Annotated in this window: 17 protein-coding genes and 1 pseudogene; 4 read left to right on the forward strand and 14 right to left on the reverse strand. The window is 62.8% G+C overall.

Annotated features, from left to right (window positions below):
• Nucleotides 1-114: 114 nt before the first annotated feature.
• Nucleotides 115-1,053, reverse strand: a complete 939-nt coding sequence (locus tag A5728_RS00005) for a replication protein RepA (protein ID WP_197493021.1) — start codon at nucleotides 1,051-1,053, stop codon at nucleotides 115-117.
• A 569-nt stretch (nucleotides 1,054-1,622) separates the two neighbouring features.
• Nucleotides 1,623-1,991, reverse strand: coding sequence for a hypothetical protein (locus A5728_RS00010; protein ID WP_064845117.1), 369 nt, complete (start codon nucleotides 1,989-1,991; stop codon nucleotides 1,623-1,625).
• A 179-nt stretch (nucleotides 1,992-2,170) separates the two neighbouring features.
• On the opposite strand from A5728_RS00010, the gene A5728_RS00015 reads away from it, so the two are divergent.
• Both A5728_RS00015 and A5728_RS00020 read left to right on the forward strand, forming a co-directional pair.
• Nucleotides 2,171-2,980: a hypothetical protein gene (locus A5728_RS00015; protein WP_064845118.1), complete on the forward strand. Its 810-nt coding sequence runs from the start codon at nucleotides 2,171-2,173 to the stop codon at nucleotides 2,978-2,980.
• Nucleotides 2,977-3,363: a hypothetical protein gene (locus A5728_RS00020; RefSeq protein WP_064845119.1), complete on the forward strand. Its 387-nt coding sequence runs from the start codon at nucleotides 2,977-2,979 to the stop codon at nucleotides 3,361-3,363. The genes A5728_RS00015 and A5728_RS00020 overlap by 4 nt, the downstream gene beginning before the upstream one ends.
• Nucleotides 3,364-3,666: 303 nt before the next feature.
• Here A5728_RS00020 and A5728_RS00025 read toward each other — a convergent pair whose 3' ends face one another.
• The 7 genes from A5728_RS00025 to A5728_RS00045 all read right to left on the reverse strand — a co-directional run bounded on the left by A5728_RS00025 (nucleotide 3,667) and on the right by A5728_RS00045 (nucleotide 9,977).
• The gene (locus tag A5728_RS00025) at nucleotides 3,667-4,053 is read right to left on the reverse strand and encodes a hypothetical protein (protein WP_064845120.1); all 387 of its coding nucleotides are present in this window, start codon (nucleotides 4,051-4,053) and stop codon (nucleotides 3,667-3,669) included.
• 29 nt (nucleotides 4,054-4,082) lie between these two features.
• Nucleotides 4,083-4,346, reverse strand: coding sequence for a hypothetical protein (locus A5728_RS00030; RefSeq protein WP_064845121.1), 264 nt, complete (start codon nucleotides 4,344-4,346; stop codon nucleotides 4,083-4,085).
• Between the two features lie 183 nt (nucleotides 4,347-4,529).
• On the reverse strand, nucleotides 4,530-4,847 hold the full coding sequence (locus tag A5728_RS00035) for a hypothetical protein (protein WP_064845122.1): 318 nt from the start codon (nucleotides 4,845-4,847) through the stop codon (nucleotides 4,530-4,532).
• A 657-nt stretch (nucleotides 4,848-5,504) separates the two neighbouring features.
• Entirely contained in the window at nucleotides 5,505-6,176 is a 672-nt protein-coding gene (locus tag A5728_RS13845; protein ID WP_156523318.1) for a hypothetical protein, read from the reverse strand.
• Nucleotides 6,177-6,270: 94 nt separating this feature from the next.
• Nucleotides 6,271-6,585: a hypothetical protein gene (locus A5728_RS13850; protein ID WP_156523319.1), complete on the reverse strand. Its 315-nt coding sequence runs from the start codon at nucleotides 6,583-6,585 to the stop codon at nucleotides 6,271-6,273.
• Nucleotides 6,586-6,757: 172 nt separating this feature from the next.
• Nucleotides 6,758-8,062: a DUF4232 domain-containing protein gene (locus tag A5728_RS15020; protein WP_082943109.1), complete on the reverse strand. Its 1,305-nt coding sequence runs from the start codon at nucleotides 8,060-8,062 to the stop codon at nucleotides 6,758-6,760.
• 31 nt (nucleotides 8,063-8,093) lie between these two features.
• Nucleotides 8,094-9,977, reverse strand: coding sequence for a penicillin-binding transpeptidase domain-containing protein (locus tag A5728_RS00045; protein WP_064845129.1), 1,884 nt, complete (start codon nucleotides 9,975-9,977; stop codon nucleotides 8,094-8,096).
• A 152-nt stretch (nucleotides 9,978-10,129) separates the two neighbouring features.
• On the opposite strand from A5728_RS00045, the gene A5728_RS00050 reads away from it, so the two are divergent.
• Nucleotides 10,130-11,020, forward strand: a complete 891-nt coding sequence (locus A5728_RS00050; RefSeq protein ID WP_082943111.1) for a LysR family transcriptional regulator — start codon at nucleotides 10,130-10,132, stop codon at nucleotides 11,018-11,020.
• Complete coding sequence (locus tag A5728_RS00055) at nucleotides 11,010-11,918, forward strand: serine hydrolase (RefSeq protein WP_064845125.1); 909 nt, start codon at nucleotides 11,010-11,012, stop codon at nucleotides 11,916-11,918. Before A5728_RS00050 ends, A5728_RS00055 begins: the two co-directional genes overlap by 11 nt.
• Here the strand turns inward: A5728_RS00055 and A5728_RS00060 are convergent.
• The 5 genes and pseudogenes from A5728_RS00060 to A5728_RS13855 form a co-directional block, all read right to left on the reverse strand.
• Nucleotides 11,915-12,256, reverse strand: a pseudogene (locus A5728_RS00060) (integrase core domain-containing protein); the annotation flags it as partial. The gene A5728_RS00055 and the pseudogene A5728_RS00060 overlap by 4 nt on opposite strands.
• A gap of 61 nt (nucleotides 12,257-12,317) precedes the next feature.
• Entirely contained in the window at nucleotides 12,318-12,653 is a 336-nt protein-coding gene (locus A5728_RS00065) for a hypothetical protein (RefSeq protein WP_064845126.1), read from the reverse strand.
• Between the two features lie 217 nt (nucleotides 12,654-12,870).
• Nucleotides 12,871-13,548, reverse strand: coding sequence for a hypothetical protein (locus A5728_RS00070; protein ID WP_064845127.1), 678 nt, complete (start codon nucleotides 13,546-13,548; stop codon nucleotides 12,871-12,873).
• A gap of 229 nt (nucleotides 13,549-13,777) precedes the next feature.
• The gene (locus A5728_RS00075) at nucleotides 13,778-14,491 is read right to left on the reverse strand and encodes a hypothetical protein (protein ID WP_064845128.1); all 714 of its coding nucleotides are present in this window, start codon (nucleotides 14,489-14,491) and stop codon (nucleotides 13,778-13,780) included.
• Between the two features lie 254 nt (nucleotides 14,492-14,745).
• A complete protein-coding gene (locus A5728_RS13855) occupies nucleotides 14,746-15,807 on the reverse strand; it encodes a hypothetical protein (RefSeq protein WP_156523322.1) in 1,062 nt (353 codons plus the stop codon).
• Nucleotides 15,808-16,094: the final 287 nt, after the last annotated feature.

Genomic DNA, 16,094 nt, shown 5'->3' on the forward strand with positions numbered 1-16,094 from the left:
TGGGCACGGTGATCATCCTTCCAGGCCAACCGCGCGGGTCAGCCAGGTCCGGTGTCACCTATCCGTACAGCAGTCCCCCTTGCCGGCTTGTCTGCATGCATGCAGACAAGCAAGCTACTTGTTGGCCTCTCGGATGTCGCGAGCGATGTCGTACTTGTCGCCGCGCTGCTCCAGCTCTCCCCGCTGAGGGATGTGCTTAGGTGACGGCCGCAGAAGTAACCCATCCTTGGTGACCGAGATTCGCGCGCGAGGATAGTACATACGCACCGCAAGAAGATTCGTCTTGAAGGCCGCTCTGAACTGCCTGGTCTGGCTGTAGTTGCCGCCGAACTGCTCTTCCAGCTGGTGCCACGTGACCCGAGACTCCCTCTTCCGCATCCTGTACATACGGTGGACAAGCCAGCAGTAGATGTCCAAGCGCATGGGGTGGGTTTGCAGCTCCCGCAGCACATCAGTCGCGAGAGGCACAGCCCCGTCGATCGAACGGGCGAACTCCGGGGAGACTTCGATGTAGCTCCCCATCAGTGGCGCCTCTCCATCGTCGTCATCCCCGGCATGCCAGAGGCTCCAACTCGATGCAACACTGAGCTGCCGCCCCTGGTCTCGCCAAGACCCCTCGGCCCCTCCCTCCGCCGACAGATCGAGGATCGTGATGCGCGCCCTCACGAGGCGGTTCAGCTGATCCATCACGCGTCGTCGCTGTGTGCCCCCACCCGTCGTGAGTCCGATCTGCCGCATGAAGTCCTGCAAGCTCTCGCCAAGCTCAACCCGTATGGGTTGTCCGTCTGTCCTCCCCTGCATCTTGATCTCAGTAGTCAGCCAGATCAGGAACAGCCGGGGCACGGACCCAAAGGGGAAACCTCGCCGAATCGATCCGTCCCTACTCGGGAGCAGTGCAGGCTCGATCAGCAGCTTTTTGTTGCCGTTCGTGCGCTCCCAGAAATGCTTGTCCTTGGGGTCTCGGTAGGGGAGGCACAGCTGCGCTAGTTCAACCGGGAGGTAGCTACCGGCTCGGATGCGCCCCTCATCCATCAGCTCGTTGGCACGAGCCATGTGGGGCATCACTTCCCGGATGAGGCGGGTTGCGGGTGATTCCTTCGGGGGAGTGGGGGGGGTGCAGTCGCCGTCCCCGTTCGCTACGCTAGGCATGCAAGCACCTTTCTAGGATCTAACCCCCGGTGAGTCCGACAACTCGCCGGGGGTTCCTTCATTGTATGGGTAGAACTTTGCCAACCCATGAGATCACTATTCAAACATGTTACCCCCGTGGGCCTGTGGATATCACTCGTTGTCCACGGTCATTAGGTGACGCTCCTCGTCCACGGTCATTAGGTGACGCTTTGAACCCATCACTCCTAGTCAGAGCCATGCTAGAGGGGAGTTAAGTGGTCTCCGCGTACAGGTTATCCACGGTCATTAGGTGACGCTCGGCGCGGTCATTAGGTGACGGGTGTGGGGGCGTTTGCCCAAGTCAGGGCGGGGTTTTGGGCTGTCCCCTATAGATTTTTTCCTCTAGATAGATCCCTTGTAGTAATCCGGGTGGTAACGGTGGATCTGTGGACAACCCCAGGTGCCACAAGATGAAGGGGGGTCTACCTCTACTTCTAGTCCTGCATCGCTGCTCAGAGGAAGAAGACCACAAGCAGAGCTCCGACTGCACCAGAGCCCCATCCCACGATGGCGATCACTGCATCAGAGCCGAGCTGTTGGATTGAGGGGAGATCGTTCGCTGCTGCGGTGAGGTTCTGCCAGATCCCGGCAAGGACCGGCCGTGCGGACAGGGATACTCCACATCCGCCCAGAAAGATTGCGATGCCCAGGTAGAGGGCCCAGCGGCGATGGATTCGCCACCAGATCTTCCAGGCTACGAGCAGCGGGATTGCCGAGACCGCGCACATCAAGAACAGGGACGAATACCACGCTCCCGCGGGGAGCGTGTCAGCGGGTGCGGTCCAGGTCTCGGGCAGCAGAGACATCACAAGGTCGTACATCCTGCGTTCCTTCTATATAGCAAACATGCTTGTCAGTAAGCATGCATACATGCAGGGATGGGGTCGCATCCTGGGGGCGACCGGACCGACATCATTCGCGACATTCGTTGTTCCCTGTAGACAGCGTAATATATTGGATGTAATGTTGTTGACAAGAGATCGTCTTTGAAAGGACTGCCATGACCGGGAAACCCGTCTTCTACTCCATCGGGGCCGCCGCCACCAAGCTAGGCGTGCATCGAGTTCTGCTGAATCAGCGCGTGTCTGATGGCCAGCAGGCTCCCGATGCGCTGCTGGCGGCCACCAGCAAGAACCGCCCGGACCAGCCAGTGTGGACGGCCGAGACCCTGGAGCACTGGGGGGAGGTTGACCCGGGTGAGCCGACTGTGTACTACACGACGAACGCGGCCATCAAGTACCTGGGCATCCCCGCGCCGACGTTCAACATGCACCGCCGTACGAAACAGGACATCCCCGCTGACGCCCACGTGCTGCGCTCAGCGACGGGGGAACCGCAGCCGGTGTGGACGGCGGCAAGTCTTGACCAGTGGCACAAGGAAGTGCGGGCGATGGTTTCCGAGCCACGCAAGCCCCACGGGTTGTCGGTGTATGCGCCCGCCGACGCGGCCGTGCTCATGAACATCACCCGCAGCGCGTTCGAGAGGATGCTGCGCGAGCACCCCATGCTGGCGGATCTGGTCACCCTTGACAGCGAGCCCGAGCTGGCGTGGACGGGCAAGCACCTCGACGCCTGGGCGAAAGACGCAGAGGTTTCCATCAAGCGCCGCAAGCCCAGGGCGATGACCTACTACTCGGAGGACGAGGCCCCCAAGCTGCTGGAGATCACCCGAGCAGAGTTCGCCAAACTCATGCGATCCCACCCGCTGGCTCCCGAAGCACTGGTGGTCTCTCCGGCCGCCCACGCCTGGGCCAAGGACACGCTGGTCGAGTGGCACACCACTGCCACCGGGCAAGGCGGTGCCGCGTGAATTCCTCAGAGTTCCGCCTGAAAACGGGTCTGCTGGGCTTCTCGCCCACCTCGCTGAACATCATCTTCGAGGAGCTGGACGGCACGGCCCTGGATGTCCTCCATGGCCGTGCCCCTGTGCCCGAGCACGTGGGCCAGATCGTCAGCGCATGGTGGGAGGAAACCATCACCGCCGTGGACAACGCCGTCGATGACGCCGTCACAGCGTGGGAGGCCCATGGGCAGCCGGCGCAGCTGACCCGCTACGCCCACCACGACCAGTTGCCAAGCAAGCTCGGTGCGCACGCGTCCTCCCTCCAGTCCTGGGACTACCACCTCGGGCTCATCGTCCGAGCGCTGGAGAAGGCCGGTGTGCCCTACGAGATCGCCACGATCGAGGACTGAGCCATGAGTGGCATGAAAGATCACCTGCGGATCGTGCTGCGTGAGGCGCGCGCCACCGTGGCGCAGATGGAATCGGAGCGCGCCACCACGGCGGCCGCGGCGCACTACCACGTGTACCAGGTGGCCCACAGATTCCTCGTAGCGCCCGATGCTTTCCCCACCCGCCCCCAATGGTCACCCCGGGGCAAAGAGGACGCGAGAGAGGAGCACGAGGCCGTAGCTGCCGCACTCTCCTTGAACTCGACACACGAGAGCACCCCCGGGAGCGCCGATGGCGTGCGGGGGTGCTCTCGTGTGCGGGGGTCAGCTGCGGGTGGTGAGGTGGTAGGGGATCTCGGCGGCGTCGAGGTCGAGCATGACCAGGGCGAGGTAGGCGTCCCAGGTCTCCACGGAGCGGGCCTTGATCCCGGTTTCGTGGTGGGCTAGGACGCGCTTGGCGGGGTAGCGGGTGAGTGTGACGGGGGTGGGGGTCTGGCGGTAGGCGGTCCGGTGCTGGGCGGCCGCGGCCGCGGCGTCGGCATCGACTTCCTGGGCCCACCCGCGCACGGTGTCTGAGAGCCAGTCGGGCACCGGGTACTTGCCGGTGCGGATGCGCCGGAAGCGGCGCGGGTCCATGCCGAGTTCGTCGGCGACGTCCTGTGGGCGGAAGCCGAGGCGGGCGGTGATGGCGGCGAGGGTGGCGGCATCCATGGGTGTGGGTCTTCCTCTCGGGCGGTGTCTTAGTGCGTGGGGGCGGGGGAGTTGGCCGCGTGCGGGTGGGGGTGGACGCCGGTGGCCTTGCGCAGCGCCCGGGCCTCGGCGCAGCTCAGGCCGGCGGTATCGAAGTCGGCGGTGTAGCCGGTCACGATGGCGTCGCCGGTCAGCGACGCCGGGGCCTCCGCAGCGCCCGCGAGCGCGTCGAGGACGGTGTTGGCGCGGATGTTGGGGTGGTGGTGTCGGGCCCGGCCCAGATCTGGAGGCGGGAGGTGCCGGTGCGCTGGCACAGGCTGGTGAGGGAGTCCCCGAGGTGGGCGGCGAGCGCTGTATCGGGGTGGCGGGGGTCCAGGCTGATGGTGGTGACGCGATGGGCGGGGTTGGCGGGGATCAGAAGGGCTCTCATGGGGGTCTCTTTCGGTGCCGGGTGGTGGGGCTGCTGCCCCGCTGACATAAGCGATACTACAGTGACGTTATATGTCTTTCAAGGTGTTGGGGTGCTGGTGGAGGGCCAGGGCCAGTGGTGGGACGGGTTCGGGGGCGGTGCCGTTACCGGCGGTGCCGCAGATCAACACGGTGCCGGTGAGCAGGCCGGCTCCGATGGCGTCGGCGAGGATCATGGCGGGCAGGTTGAGGGGCCCTGCTGCGGGGCGGGTCCAGAACTGGGTGCCGGCCCCGGTGCGGGCGAGCGTCAGGCCGTGGTGCCAGAGCTGCCCCGGCGGGGCCGGGGGCAGGCGGGTGAGGGTGAGTTCTCCGGTGTGGTCGATCACGGCCACGCTGGGGGTGTGCATGACCCACAACAACTAATCCACCGTCCCCGGTCCTCGTCGCGGTATGGGCAATTGTGATGTTGCTCATGATGGTCGCCAGCTTGGCCTTCGCGGTGTGGACGGCACTCGACCGAATGTGGGCGTGGCGGAGACAGCGCAAGCTCAGAAGAGTGTCCCCTGACCGGTAGTAACTTTGCGTAGCAGAGTTGCCACGGCCTCAGAGCCGTAGCCGTGGGCGCGCACGTGATCGCGCAGCACGCGTGCGCTCGTTGCTGCTTGGTCTCGTGACGGAAGAAGGCTGCGGTTGGCTGCTGGTTGTGGTGCCCGCGTGCGGCGCAGTCGGTCATATTGTCGAAGGCAGTACCGGCGTAGAGGTGCGTGCTCGGGCTGTCTTCGACGCGCACGCAGATGGGGTTGTCGCACATATGGCACACGTGCAGCTCGTCAAGGGTGGCGAGGCTGCCGGTGACCAAGGCGAGGGCGTAGCGGTGGGCGCGGATCATCCGCGGCCCCCCGTCGGGGGTGGGGGTCCAGAAGCGGCCGTAGCCGTCGTCTCCGATGGCCCCAGTCCATATCCAGCAGTCTTGCGTTGCCGGGCCGGCAACGATCTTGGAGCGGAAGCGGGTTACCCCGGTTCCATGCGTGGCCTCACGGTAGCTTTGCATCTGATGCTTCTTATCAGCTCTTCCGTGTATGACTCCTGTCCTCGGTCTCGCGCAGAATCACCTCGTGAACTAGGTTGGGGCCGACTATCTTGTCCATGGCTTTCTTAATACCTGCGATATCATCCCCGATGTTGCTTATGGTCTTGTACCCCAAGTGCCCACGGGCCGAGTACATGTCCCAGTCCAAGACGTACTCGGTCTGCGGCTGCCGCTTTCCTTTGATCCCGTCATACGTGAGTGTGATGGTGTACTGCGTGGGCAGCTCGTTGCGTCCGTGACGCATGAAAATAGAATCCCATGTCGTCCCCCAACGCTGACCAGGGACCAACACGGAGAGCGTTTTCGGGTAATGCAGCGGGGTCTCGTTAGTCGGACCGTCCGAACCCGGATTCTTTAAGACGGCTCGGAGGGGATCAGGATCGATTGTGATGTGCACGTTTGTGGCAGCGGTCTGGCCGTAGTTGGCCACAACAAGTTCCATTACCCATGGAACGTGCTGATGGGGTTCCAGGCTGGCTGCTACATAAGGCTGCGCTTTTTGCTTGGTGAGGTTGCGGGTTTGACAGATGGCGCATAGAGCAAAGAGAGCGGCAAGTAGAGTCCCTGCTGCGGCGGCGATGGTGGCGATATCGCTCCACATGGCCAATGTGATTTGGGACTTCAGGAGTGCGAATGTGATGAGCATGGTTGCCTTTCGGGAGTTGCCTAAGTTATACCCGATGATGTCGCCTGTGCTGTGGCCAGTGCGGCACGGAACCATGCGGGCATCGTGCTCTTTGTCATGGCTTTTGCCTTGCGCCGGACGAGCTCGGCGGTGTGTGCTTCGCGGCGGGCGGTGTTTTGCCGGTGATGGCGTGTTTGATTCGGTGCAGCAGTAACGCGCCGGGGTTTTTCTGGCTGTCCGGGGGCAGGGAGAGCAGCCCAAGGCCCTGGTGATCGGCCTCCACGGCGTTCATGAGGTCTTGGGTGGTCCACTCCTCGGTCACTCCACAGACCACCAGGCCGCGGGAGAGTCCCATCAAGAGGGCGTCGCCGGTAGGGTGCAACCACCAGGTGGTCCAGAGCCTGGAGGCACCGCGTCCACGTTTCTTCACAGGACTCACCTGTCGAGAGGGCCACCGTTCACGCCGCAGTGTCCGCGCCCCGCTGCGTAACAACCATGTCACACCTTCCTACTTCTAGACCCCGAACGGTGAAGACAATAAGCCTGGGCATCTGTTTATCTAACAGAATTTGAGCATCCAGCAAGTCTCCAACATGCGTGAATTAACCCTCAATTTGGATGTGCGATGCTCTAGCAGGAACAAACATTCTCTGTTGCTCGAGAGAAACAGGTCCCCCGCCACCATTGAAATCCACAGTCCATGCGGCGGGAGATCCTGGAGCGGAAACAGGTTCCCAGCTAATCTTTGCAGCGTACTCCTCGCCAGGAAGAATGACCCGCTCCGAGGTTTCACTGAACACAATTTGCCCTGCGGGGCTCTGGTCCATGACAGAGATCTGGTTCACTCTGCAAGGCAGGAAGCTATGGTTGGTAATTCGGATTTCAGCATCCACTCGTGAGCTAGACGCAGGTTCCTCTCCCTGATCCACCGGGGTCAGCGCGGCCGAGACTCGCTGCGCGCCGCAGGTCGGCGCCACGACGGTAGGCACCTTACTCACGTCGCCGAGGGTGGCTAACTTGCTTGGGGGAGACCATGCACCCACCCGGGCAGTTCCGGAGGGAAAACGTAAAGGATCGTTGGGTGCGCCATATCCAAATTGGGCACGAATCGGATCGGTGCCACCCAGGGTCACATCCACCCGTTGCTGAGCCCCCGGCGGCTCGGGCGTGGGCGCCCAGGACATCGTCGCAGTGCTGGATTGCCCGGGCTTCAGGCGCACCGTGCCAGCCCCGCCGCCCAACAAGACCACTCGCGATTCCCTCTCGTTTTGAAACCTGATACCCGGTGTTCCAAGCAGATCACATGAACTGGTTCCATAATTGCGAACCGACAGGCGCGCGTTGTCCTTGACACCCGACGCCTGAAGCTGATCTATTACAACTTCTATGTTTTCCGGTTCGCACGTGAATGTTAGATCTCCATTGGCGGGTCGCGACCACGGGTGCTGACTGGGAGGATGCTCGACTTCGTTTAGCAGCGCACTCAAAGGAGGGTCGTCCGGAACCCCGGGGTGGCAGCCAGTGGGCTGAGGTTTCAAGTGAGCGCCTTCCACCTGTACGTTCGCGCAGACGTGCTCCCACCAGGATTCTTCCTCGAAAGGATCCGCCCCAGAGACCAATCGCCACATCACCACCTCCGATTCCCCTCCTGACCCCATCTCGTACGCGAATTTCCCCCCAGTTAGTTCATCTTTTCCGAATAGTGGGCCCGGTATCTTCAGCGCATTCCGCAGGGTGGCAGGCGCACTAAGGTCTCTGCCCGCAACGGCCATCTCCCATGCTGCCAGCAACGGCAAGTACGAGGAGTCGATTAAGCGTGCTCTCGATGGCGCGCACCCTGTTGCAACCATGAGCAGCATGCATACCAACCACGCCGTCGCGAGGCGAATCAACCGTCGGCACTTCATCTGACCCACCGCTTGCTGCCCCGAGACACCTTCATTGCAGGCCCTGTGCTGCTTGAAGTACCTCCAGCATGATGGGAGTGCCGGTAATTGATCCAAGGTCACCGTCCTCCACGAAGACTGCTACCGCGAGATCGCCGTGGCCCGCGATGACCCAGGAGTGGGTGCGAGGCGGGTTTTCATTCCCGTACTCCGCGGTTCCTGTCTTTCCGATGGCGCTGTCCGGTTCCAGGGAACCCAGCTCTTTCAGGTGCCCAGTGGACACAACTTCCCGCTCCAGTGTTTGTAGGTCTGCCGCCTCACTCGTCTCCAACGGATGACTGGACGAGGGTTCCGATGCAGGTTCATGGCCCAGAATGCTGGGTTGCACGAGTTTGCCTGCTTGAACACTGGCCTGGAACCTGGCCATCCCGAAGGGAGAGACCAGCGTGCGTCCTTGTCCGAACATGGCCGCGACATGTTCCGCCGCTGGTTCTTCCGTGGGGATGCTGCCCGAGAACACAGGGATTCCCGCGTCCATCTCCACCCCCACGCCGAGAGAGTTGCCGGCGTCCGCCAAAGCCTGCTGGCTGACCCTTTCGTGCTGGGCGGCGAACGTCGTGTTGCACGAATGGGCAATCGCCTGCCGTAGGGCAACGCTTCCCTCGAACTCCCGCGGATAGCCGGAAAAGTTGGCCACGTTCATCCCTTCAGCTGAGTACGTATGGGGACAGTCGACGGTCGTATCTGGTGTGTCGCCGCCCCGAAGCATGGCCAACGCGGTCGCGACCTTGAACGTGGACCCGGGTGCGTACTGGCCCAGGGTCGCAGTGGGATAGCCCTTCGACCCCGCTCCATTGGCCACGGCCAGGACCGCGCCGTCCGAGGGTCGTATCGCCACCACAGACGACGGCGATTTGATACCTTTCAGCGTCCGCTGTGCCGCCTCCTGAAGACCACCGTTGAGTGTTGTGTGCAGATCCTCTCCCGGAACAGGCCCCTGGGCCATGAGCTGGTGGGCTTGTCCCGTTTTGAGGCTGCCGTCTGCGTGGACGCCGATGCGGTCAACGACGACTCCCGGTTTTCCCTGCAAGGTGGCCTCATGCGCTTCCTGTAGCCCCCCACGTCCGATCTGGGCACCACGGGTGAGTTTGCCTCCCGACTTCTCGATCTCCTCGGCCGTCGCTTCGCCGACCGACCCGAGGGTCTCGGCGGCAAAACCCTTGGTCCGGCCTAGAACGCGGGCGTCCTTCGTAACTAGGAGCCCGGGGATTCTCTTCATACTCTGGGCGTCGAGCGCCCGGAAATCTTCTTCCCGCAATGCAATAGCTTCTACCCACGCGTTGTCGTCAGCCTGACGCACTGATTCCCGGTAGGGCTCGGGGTCAATGCCCACAGCCTTGGCCAGTGCGGTGGCCGAACCCTCCCGCTTCTCGCGGGGGACCTCACGGAGGTCTAACCCTACGCGGTGAATGGTCTGTTTCATGGCCAGCGGCTGGTCGCCCGCCCCGAGGATTTTCCCACGCTCTGGTTGGACCGTTTGGATACGCAGGACCTCATCCTCTGCCAGCTCGGGAGCGACAAGTGACGGCTCCCAGGTGGCCTTCCATGTGCCGTTGGACCGCTGGAAATCCACACCGGTGGCGTAGGTCCAGTCTTCCTGGGTGGCAGGCAGGTCCCATCTCCAGGTCAGCTCTCCGTGGGCAGTCTGACCCTGGTTGCTCACCCGACCCATTTGCACGTCCGGCACAATGCCCCCCGTCATGCGAAGGATGCGATCCAGCTCGGCCTGGACCTCCGAGCCACCCGCGTTCGAAAATTCGAGCCCAGAGACGTCCCGGGCGTGCAAGCCCTGCGCAAGTGCCTCAGCCGCATCCTGGGGCTCATTTCCCGGCAGCACTGAGCACCCACTGAGCATCAGGGCAACGACGACGCTCATCGCGAGGCGGTCGTGGCGTCGAGTACGTCTGGGTGAGGTAGCCATATGGTCGTGCTCCATCCTGCAGTTCATGTCGTGGCCCAATCACGCTATGAGAGCCGCTTGCCATATGTCCAAGACTTTCATAGGGCCAATACGTTATCTTTGAAGCTATGAGACGCGACCGAACAGGAAATCTCCTCCGCTGGGTTGAAGACTTCCTGGTGGTTGCCGAAACGGGGCACGTGGGCCGCGCTGCGGAGGCGCTCGGGGTGTCCCAGCCCCCTCTGTCACAGACCATCCGCCGGCTGGAGACTGCTGTGGGTGACGAGCTGTTCGTCCGCCACGCCCGAGGCGTTTCGTTGACCCCAGCCGGTGAGGCGTTCTTGCCCCTGGCCCACGACCTGGTGTCGGCCCAACGGCGAGTGCTCACGCTGGGCAACGACATGGCGGAACGCACTGGTTCGGTTCAAGTGTGGATACCCCGGTCCTTGCCCGCCGCCTGGGTGAGTGAATGCCTGCTCGAGACCGTGGCCACCTTTCCGCGAGCCGAGTGGACGGGGGCTTCGTCCGCGGACATCGTGCGCCACGTTCGTGAGAACACGGCGGCTGTGGGGATGGTGGCGGCCCCGATCGTGACCGACGAGCTAGTTTCTCTACCCGTAGTCGCGATTCCCCAGGTTTTGTGCATGCGTCCTCTGCCCGACGCTCCCATACATCAAAACGATCTGAGGCACACTGTCCCCTCCGAAATGCTCGTGCCTCCTCGAACCGATGGACCGGCGGCATTCGATGTGCTGTCCGCCGAGCTCGAAGCGCTTGGTGTGATCACTCAGCTCAGGCAGGAGGTGGACCCCCTGAAGATTGCCGCGGAGATGCGCACGCTCGGTGCTGCCACTCTGATGCCGAGTGAAACCCCCGGATTCGACGGAGCTCCCCTCGAGGCGGGGTTGCTGCCCCTCAGATTGCGCGTCATCCACCATCCTGATGCCACACCACCGGCCCGGGATGCAGCAATGGTGCTTCACGACTGCCTGGGGAGGTGCGCTGCACATGTCCGGTGAGACGTGGAACAGCGCGGGGGTCGATGCCGCACTGCGCCAGCTTGGACGCGAAGTGGCCGAGTTTCTGCAGAGCGAAGACATGACGGGCGCAGTATCGGCCCGAGTGATCGACGCACCCGAATTGCCGGTGTTCTCCTTTCACGAGGAGGAGGTCTTTCCGGCCGCATCCTTGTATAAGCTCGCGGTCATGATGGCGTTCTGTAGGGAGGTGGATCACGGCGTTCTGGAACCTTCCGCTCTCGTCGACCTCTCCCCCGCAGACAGAGCCCAAGGCCCTACCGGCCTCGCGATCCTCGAGGACACGGTGCGAATCTCGTGGCGGGACCTGGTTCGCCTGATGATGTCCATCTCGGACAACGCCGCCGCAGAAGCTGTCCTGCGCAAGGTGAGGACCAGCCGGGTCCACGAAACACTTCGCCTCATGGGTGCCATGAGGACAGAGATCCGCCCCACTCCACCGAGTGGAAATGGCGCGCCCGCCTCCTTTGACGACGAGGGCAGAGACCGTTATCTCATGCCGGACCCGGTGGAGTATGACCCGCTGTCTGTCTCATCCACCACAGCGTCGGACCTTGTCACGCTTCTATGCGCCATCTGGCAGGACCGCGCGGCCTCGGCGGAACAGTGTGCCTTCATGCGGCAGGTGCTCTCTCAACAGGCCTGGGGTCATCGATTCGCGGAGGCGTTCTCCTACCCAGGCGTCACCGTTGCGGCAAAGACCGGTTCATTCGGGTCCCTGAGTCATGAGGCGGGGGTGGTCTCTCACCCGGGAGAGAAGTCAATAGCCGTGGCGGTTCTGACCCGTTCCGTGCGGCGTGAGCGCCAGATTCCCCTGTCCAACAAGGTGGTGGGCCAGATCGCCCGCCACTGTGTCCGCAACTACCGTCAGTTCCTCTAGCTGTATTGATCGGTGACGTTGATCAATCGTGAAAAGAGCGGCTGGTTGCCGCAGGCTGTGTGCGGGCGGTGGTGGTTGTAGTAGTGAAGCCACACCTCGAGTGCGTCACGGCGCTCTCGCTCGTTGGTGTAGCAGTGGGCGTAGACCCACCCATCGGCCGTCGTGCGGTGGAAGCGTTCAACCCTGCCGTTGGTCTGTGGGCGGTAGGGGCGCGTCCGCTTCGGCGTGATCGACAGCGCATCGCAGGCATTGCGCCACAGGTGCGACCGGTACGTACCGCCGTTGTCCGACAACACCTGTTCGATGGTGACGCGGCGCCGGGCGAAGCAGTCCACCGCGTGGGGCCTTGTGGACCGCGCGCGCCCCGCCCCGCGCCCGGGACGGGGCGCTCGCGGAGGGTCAGGCGTAGGTGGAGCCGCGCACCGGCTCACCCTCCCAGGGGTGGGCCCATTCCCCGGGGCCGTTCTGCACCCCCGCTTCGGGGTGGAGCTTGCGGCGGAACTCGTGGCCGCGGTAGGTCATGCCCGCCTGCGGCTGCGTGTCCGTCTCGATGGCGCGCAGCCACACGCTGCGGGTGCTGGCGCGGGTGACCTCGTAGAAGTCCACGTTGGTCTGCTCGACGCCCCAGCGGGCGGTGTAGAAGTCGCCGGCGGTGGGGGTGGCGGGCTGCTGGTTTATGGTGTCCTCCTGGGAATCGGAGAGTGGGGCCGTGTGCCCCGCTGACACCCACAACATTGCACAAGCAAACTGCACGCGCAACAACGTGAGATAACGGTGGGGTCATTCGTACTGCGAGCGCCGGGGCGGTGCCCGCTTACCGGGCCCGGGCCGGTCACAGTTGACGGGGTGCCCGCGGCCGCCGTGCGGGGGGGGGGCTCACCGCGAGCGCCCGCGCCCCGCGTGTGCCGGGGGCCCTGGGGCGCTCGCGGGCCCGGGGAGGGGGGCGGGCCGGTCAGGCGCGGATGGTCTGCACCCGGGTGCCCACGGCGGGGGCCGCGTCGGGCATCACGCGCGGAATGGTGTCCCACACGGTTTCCGTCCTCACCCCGGGCACCTCCACGGCGGTGACCCGCTCGGCGGTGTCCTGGTCCATCAGGTGCCCGGCGGCCTCAGCGGCGCGCAGAGTCTCCACGGCCTTGGACACGGTCGCGGCCCATTCCCGGTCCTGGCGCTCCACGTCGTAGGGCATCGGGGACCAGCAGGCCCCGAACGCTTCCATCAGCCCGTCCACACCGGTCACGGTGGTCAGGTCTCCGCCGTTCTCGGAGCCGATCAGGAACCCGATGGTGTAGCCCTCGGGGGTGAGGTTCACCAGGAAGTCCCCGTTGTTGTTGTCGCACTCCTCCGCGGTGGCGGTGGAGACGTCGTCGTAGATGCTCAGCCCGGAGGTCTCACCGGTGGCGCGGTTCACACCGTAGATCGCGGCCACACCCTCGGCGGCCTCGGAGGTGGACAGGTAGCGGGTGCCGGTCCCGACGGTGCTCAGGTGCTCGACCACCTGTGCGGCACAGATGACCATGTCCGGGCCGTAACGCCAGTGGTGGTGGCGCCCGATGCGGTGGCGCCGTGCCTCGCCGAACGCGCTCGGGTCAGTCTCGGCGGTGATGAAAAGCTGGGTGCGCTGTCCCATGGTGTCCTCCTGGGGAGTCGGTGTCCGGGGCCGTGTGCCCCGCTAACAAGAACAATATTACACACACGTTACTACACGCTCAACCCCTGGGCACAAAAAGTTTCCCCGACCCGTGTGGCATGGCCTCCAGCCCGGCGCGCCCCGGTGCTCGCGGACCGCTGTGCGCCCCCGGGCACGGGAACGCCCCGGGCGGGCCCCGTAGGGCCCGCCCGGGGCGGGTGTGGTGGACTCAGGCGGTGGCGAGCTCCTTGGAGGTACGCGCGAGGTCCGCGGCCCGGCTCAGGGCCTCTGAGGCCGTCTTGGCGCTGGCCTCCGGGATGCGCACGGACATCAGCAGGGCCCAAAAGTCGGTGCCCTCGAACGTGACCACCATCTGCGCGTTCGAGGCTCCAGCGGGCACCTGGTGAACCCGGAGCGGAGCGTTTTTGCTGATCCCCCCGGCCCGGCGCACCTTGGCGAAGTCCGCCAGGTATTCGGCGTTGTACGCGGTCGCCGTTTCCACGGTGCCACCCTCGGCGATCTTCTCCAGCGCCCCGGCCATCAGCGTGCCCGTCTGCGGGTAATCCGCCCCCAGCGCCGGGTAGGTCAGCCGCGCGGTGTCCGTGGAGACCGTCACCTCAGCGGCGGTGATCTCCACCTTGGCGTGCTCGTGCTCAGCCTTGGCGAAGCCCAGCCGCTTGAAGTCATCGGCGGCGGTGGCCGGGAGGGTGAACACCCGCGCGATCCGCTCCCCGCCCTCGGTCCCTTCCTCAGAGACCACCGGGGCGCTGTCCATGAACAGGCGGTAGCGGTCGGTGGCCATGGCGGTCATGGTGAAGGCGTCCACGCTCAGCCGCACCCGCTCCAACACCGGCAACCGATCGCTGGCCTTAGTGGTTGCAGGCTTCATCCGGGCGAGCAGATTGTGCAGGTCGGTGCAAGCAATCGTGTAGATGGTGCTCATGGTGTCCCTCCTAGGGAATCGGTGTCCAGGGCCGTGTGCCCCGCTAACACCCACAACATTACACCAAGGTTATAACCTGGTCACGTACCGGGCGCACACTGGTGGCATCAACCAACCCGGCACTTGCACCCCCTTCGCAGCTCGCGTCCGATAGGCATAACGCCTCCCCGGACAGACCGATGGGCCCGGCCGGGAAGGTGGTGCTGGAATCAGGCCCTCCACGGTGGTCGTGCTACTGTCCTTTTTGTGTGAGACTAATCTTTTTTAGGGATGGCCGCAGCGCCCTTTAGTCGCTCTAGGAGCTGCCCCGATCCAACTAGCGTATTCCCCTTCTTTTGGACCGATTTGGCAATGGATCGATCTGGGTTGAATCCACTGAAATTATATTCTGATTTTTTATCAAGTGGCCATTGCTCTGCTTGCTGGTCGATATTTATAGTTCCTGCCCCTCGCTGGGCGCAAATCGACTCGCAAGCGTCAACCACGGCGATCAGGATATGGCACAGCCTGGCATGACATTCAGGCATCACTGTTTCGATATCTTCGAAGATGAACGATTCCCCAATCCCTTCAGGATTGGTGTACGTCGAAATCATGCCCTCTTGAGGATATTTGGGGGGCAGATCTACAAAATTTACCTGGCCCCTGACATTGCCTTGCTGCAAAAATACTAAACTCACGCCCTGTGCCCGATGAACCATTTGATTGCGTCGGTCGAGTACCCACGAGAACCAGTCCGAATCCCCGTCTGCACTAATAGCTGCTTGGAGGGAACGAAGAACTGACATCTGCGAGTTTCGCACTTTTTCATCATTGGATAGGCCAAGCTTATTTGCAGGCTTTGACGCTTGCCTCTCCACTTTTTCATTCGGCTTTAGGTCACGGTAGCCACACGTCCTAACATTCAGTCCTATACCGCTCACCATCACGACCATTGAAGCAAGTAAATCGATAACGCCACCAAACTTAAGAAAAAATTGTTCCTCCATTATTTTGCGATAAAATCTAGCATCCTCTTCGGCTTTTTCTGCTTTGGATACGTATGCTTGAGGTGAGGACATATCAATCCTTAGCCTACGATTGCGCTCCTCATTAAATCGCTTTTGCTTGTACTGATTCAGGCAAGCATCCATATCCTCTAGCGAGGAATGCAGTGTTTGCATCACATCACAAAGATAATCCGTGATATATATGCGCTGCGTTTGGTTTAGCTGCCCCGTAAAGTAACTTAAAGCCCCGTCTGTTTTGTACTTTTGAATTTCTAGATCCAACCGGTCAAGGGCTTGTTTTGCGCATCTTGTGTCTGGATTAAGCATGTCAAGACTCCTGGGGATAAAAGACAGATGCCCACCTTGGGGGAGTAGGCCGCTCTAGTGAAAGCAAAATTACACGGGTCGGTGGTGGGGCTGCTGCCCGCGGTGACGGGTGCGACAGTACATGCGGTGTATGTGTGGGGCAGGTGTGGTGCGTGGGGGTCTGAATAATTTTGACGGTTTCGGCGTGCTCGTGGGGGTGGTGTGTGTGCTTGCATGCTTGCATGCATGCTTGCTTGCAAGCGTTTTTGCGGGGGGTGTGGTGGTCGTGTCCCGGGGTGTTCGCGCAG

It is taken from the genome of Kocuria sp. ICS0012, assembly GCF_001665945.1.
Classification (GTDB): domain Bacteria; phylum Actinomycetota; class Actinomycetes; order Actinomycetales; family Micrococcaceae; genus Kocuria; species Kocuria marina.